This is a genomic window from Thermotoga sp. (genome assembly GCF_021162145.1).
Taxonomy (GTDB): Bacteria; Thermotogota; Thermotogae; order Thermotogales; family Thermotogaceae; genus Thermotoga.
Genome location: NZ_JAGGZH010000114.1, coordinates 1 through 3,556, shown reverse-complemented (window position 1 = coordinate 3,556; position 3,556 = coordinate 1). Strand labels below are relative to the sequence as shown.

Genomic DNA, 3,556 nt, shown 5'->3' with positions numbered 1-3,556 from the left:
TGGCAGACGGCGCTCATTCCCGTTTATCTGAAAACTCTCTACAGGGACGACCCGTATTTCTCCAGGACCGCAACCGTCTTTACCATACACAACCTTGGTTATCAAGGTGTGTTCGATCCGAAGTACCTTTCTTTTTCCAGCCTTCCAGACTACGTGTTTTCTATCGACGGTCTGGAGTTCTACGGTCAGCTGAACTTCCTGAAGGGTGGTATTGTCTTCAGTGACGTAATCAACACGGTAAGCCCAACTTACGCCGAGGAGATTCAAACAGAAGAGTACGGAGAAAAACTGGATGGAGTCTTGAGGATGCGTTCGAAAGATCTGTACGGGATCCTGAACGGGATAGACTACGAACTCTACAATCCAGCAACGGACGAACGGATCTACGTCAACTACGATGTGAATCGTCTGGAGCTCAAGTGGGAAAACAAGGTGAAACTCCAGGAAGAGCTGGGACTCCCCGTGAGCAAAGAAACTGCCTTGGCGGGTCTCATCAGCAGGTTGGTTCCACAGAAAGGGCTCGACCTTCTGATTGATATCATGGACTACCTCACACTCTTCGATCTTCAAATTGTTGTTCTTGGAACAGGTGACGAATACTACGAAAACGCCCTGAAAAAGTTTCAGGAGAGGTATCCAGACAAAGTTTCGGTGAACATAGAGTTCGACGTAGATCTGGCACAGAAGATATACGCTGGTGCCGACATCTTCCTTATGCCCAGCAAGTACGAACCCTGTGGGTTAGGTCAGATGTTCAGCATGAGATACGGCACGGTTCCCATTGTGAGGTACACCGGTGGTCTTGCGGACACAGTGAAGGAATACGATCCTCAAACCATGGAAGGAACTGGATTCGGTTTCAAACCTTTCGATTCCTCACACTTTCTAAAGGCCATCTCTCGGGCACTTCATTTCTATTACAGAGAAAATGAGCACTGGAGGAGGATCATGACGAACGCCATGAACACAGACCTTTCGTGGGATAGGTCGGCAAAGGGGTATGTGGAGCTCTACAAAAAAGCTCTTGCCAAGGTGGGAAAGTGAGGGGGAAAAGAGATGCCTGAGTTCAGAAAGGATCCCATCATAAAGAGATGGGTCATAATAGCTACCGAGAGGGCAAAAAGACCGCACGACTTCGTGAGGGCGAAGGTGGAGGAGGCCCAGGAAGGATTCTGTCCTTTCGATTACGGAAACGAACACACCACTCCACCTGAGATCTTTGCCTTCAGGCCGGCCGACACAGAACCGAACACCCCTGGCTGGTGGGTTCGAGTCGTTCCCAACAAATTTCCAGCTGTAGACCCAAACACACCCTTGAGAAAGTATGGAAGAGGAATGTACGACGCGGCGATGGGATTCGGATACCACGATGTTGTCGTGGAAACACCGGATCACAACTCTCACCTGGCCGTTATGGAGTACAAGAATGTGGAGGAAGTGATCTGGGCTTACAAGATCAGATACGAGCAACTCATGAAGGACGAGAGAATAAGATACATTTTGATCTTCAAAAACCACGGGAAGGATGCTGGAGCGTCTCTCAGCCATCCTCACAGCCAGATAATCGCTCTTCCGATCATGCCTAAGAGAGTTCAGGAAGAGCTCGACGGGTCTAAGGAGTACTTCGAGTACAAGGAAAGATGTCCATTCTGTGACATCATCGATGAGGAGAAAAAAGAAAGGGAAAGGATCGTCGAAGAGAACGATCATTTTATAGCTGTAGAACCGTTTGCCTCAAGGTTTCCGTTTGAAACATGGGTCCTTCCTAAAAGGCACATGAACAGCTTTCATATGATATCGGAGGAAGAGGTGACTTCCCTCGCAAAGATCTTGAAAAACGTTCTATATCGAATCTATTCAGCTCTGGACAATCCCCCGTACAACCTCCTCATACACACGTCTCCCACGAACCTGGAGGGGAAGGACTATTACCACTGGCACATTGAGATATTTCCGAGACTAACGAAAGTAGCGGGGTTCGAGTGGGGAACGGGGTTCTACATAAACACCGTTCCACCGGAAGATGCCGCAAAATATCTCAGAGAAGTAACAATAGAGTGAGTTTGAAATATCCAGATCCTTTGTGATAAAATGCAAGTTAGAGAACTCGTGAGTAAGGAGGAATGGTAGGATGGAAGTTCTGAAAGTCAGTTCAAACTCGAATCCAAACAAAGTGGCTGGTGCGATTGCTGGCTCTCTCTCCAAGAGCGATAAGGTCGAGATTCAGGCGATCGGTGCGGGGGCTGTGAACCAGGCGGTGAAGGCACTGGCAGTTGCTAGGAGATTCCTGGAAGAATCTGGTAAGGACCTCTTTGTTGTGCCGGGGTTCATCGAGATAAAGATAGGAGACGATGTGAGAACGGGTATATCTTTCAAAGTCTTTTTGGAGAACAGCAAGAATGAGGGATGAAACCGGAAGTTCAGCAGATTCTGAACGCAATGAAGGAGGATTCGAGAATCAAGGCCATCGTTCTTCAGATTATCAAGATGTCTTCTGAAGAGAGAGAGAACTTCAGGAAAAAGATCACTTACTATTTCATGAGCAAAAACTCAGAAGTCGATGTCGAAGCCTTCAAATTCTTTAAAGTGTTTCTAGAAAATGTCAACGAGTTTTCCAAGGTTATTGAACAGGAATGAAGATATAGAGCTTTGATCCCTTTGTTTTGATCTCGAACACCATCAAATCCTTTGAAGGACCTTTTTCTGCGTTGACAAAGAGTTCTTCGTTTACAAGAAAAAACTTCCCAGGCGGAACGTTTTTGTAGTATCCGATGAAACCAATGCGTTCGAATTGCCTTCCTTTCAACTTCATCAGGAGCACTCTCAGTGCTCCTTCCATTTTTCTCTTGTCAACACGCGTTTCTCTTCTCACTCTTATCCTTCTCAAAACAGGCAAGTTTGCTTTTGAGAGAACCACCGGCCTGTGAAGAGAAACTGAATGAAACTTTATCGGAGAAGAAAGATGTTCTGAATGGCACCCCGTCTCCAGTGTTATTCGATCGAAAAGCTGCGTTCCAATCGTCGAGATTTCTAGATTTCCAGAACAAAGAGAGATCTCAGTACTCAAAGAACAATTTTTGATCTGTATCATTTCATCTTCAGGCTTTTCTTCGTAAACTCGGGGTTCCTTTCCCAACGAAAAAACGTTCACGCGGCTCTGGAAAATTTCTTCAACCACAGAAGGCGGAAGAAGGCATGGTTCTATTCCGCACACTTTTGGACCTTTCAGCTCTAAAATGAAACCCTCCAGCCATTTTTTGAAAAAACTGATCACTCGCTTGAACATACGTACTCCAGTGCCCTGTCCAACCTTTGAAACGGTTCCAGCACATCAAAAACTTCCAGAAGGTTCGACAGTTTTTCCAGACGATCATCTGAGAGCTTTCCTACAACCTTGAGTGCTGTCCCTTTGAATGGGAGGATAACTTCTTCTTCTGAAACACGAATCGGTTTTTCCAACCTCTCATTTCTTTCAACAAGGAGTACCAACCTTTCATCCACTTCCAAAAGTTCTGGATCGCGAACGAATATGAAATCTGGGTTCTTTTCCATCTTC

At 46.1% G+C, this 3,556-nt stretch carries 5 protein-coding genes and 1 pseudogene; 4 read left to right on the top strand and 2 right to left on the bottom strand.

Annotation, left to right across the window (positions count from 1 at the left end):
• From J7K79_RS07155 to J7K79_RS07140, 4 genes are all read left to right on the top strand, one after another.
• Positions 1–1,044, top strand: a 1,044-nt coding sequence (locus J7K79_RS07155) for a glycogen synthase (protein ID WP_296906885.1), incomplete at its 5' end; no start/stop codon positions are given.
• Between the two features lie 12 nt (positions 1,045–1,056).
• Positions 1,057–2,061 (top strand): galactose-1-phosphate uridylyltransferase, encoded by a 1,005-nt coding sequence (gene galT, locus J7K79_RS07150; RefSeq protein WP_296906883.1) that lies wholly within the window; start codon positions 1,057–1,059, stop codon positions 2,059–2,061.
• Positions 2,062–2,131: 70 nt separating this feature from the next.
• A complete protein-coding gene (locus J7K79_RS07145; protein WP_296906880.1) occupies positions 2,132–2,410 on the top strand; it encodes a stage V sporulation protein S in 279 nt (92 codons plus the stop codon).
• On the top strand, positions 2,407–2,637 hold the full coding sequence (locus tag J7K79_RS07140) for a hypothetical protein (RefSeq protein ID WP_296906876.1): 231 nt from the start codon (positions 2,407–2,409) through the stop codon (positions 2,635–2,637). The genes J7K79_RS07145 and J7K79_RS07140 overlap by 4 nt, the downstream gene beginning before the upstream one ends.
• Here J7K79_RS07140 and J7K79_RS07135 read toward each other — a convergent pair.
• Positions 2,621–3,286: a hypothetical protein gene (locus J7K79_RS07135; protein ID WP_296906874.1), complete on the bottom strand. Its 666-nt coding sequence runs from the start codon at positions 3,284–3,286 to the stop codon at positions 2,621–2,623. The two genes, J7K79_RS07140 and J7K79_RS07135, sit on opposite strands and share 17 nt — an antisense overlap.
• Positions 3,271–3,556, bottom strand: a pseudogene (locus J7K79_RS07130) (hypothetical protein); the annotation flags it as partial. The pseudogene J7K79_RS07130 and the gene J7K79_RS07135, both read right to left, overlap by 16 nt.

Bases quoted from the DNA above. Each gene is read 5' to 3' on its own strand.
- galT (WP_296906883.1), top strand. From the start codon at position 1,057: ATGCCTGAGTTCAGAAAGGATCCCATCATAAAGAGATGGGTCATAATA.
- J7K79_RS07145 (WP_296906880.1), top strand. From the start codon at position 2,132: ATGGAAGTTCTGAAAGTCAGTTCAAACTCGAATCCAAACAAAGTGGCT.
- J7K79_RS07135 (WP_296906874.1), bottom strand. From the start codon at position 3,286: ATGTTCAAGCGAGTGATCAGTTTTTTCAAAAAATGGCTGGAGGGTTTC.
- J7K79_RS07140 (WP_296906876.1), top strand. From the start codon at position 2,407: ATGAAACCGGAAGTTCAGCAGATTCTGAACGCAATGAAGGAGGATTCG.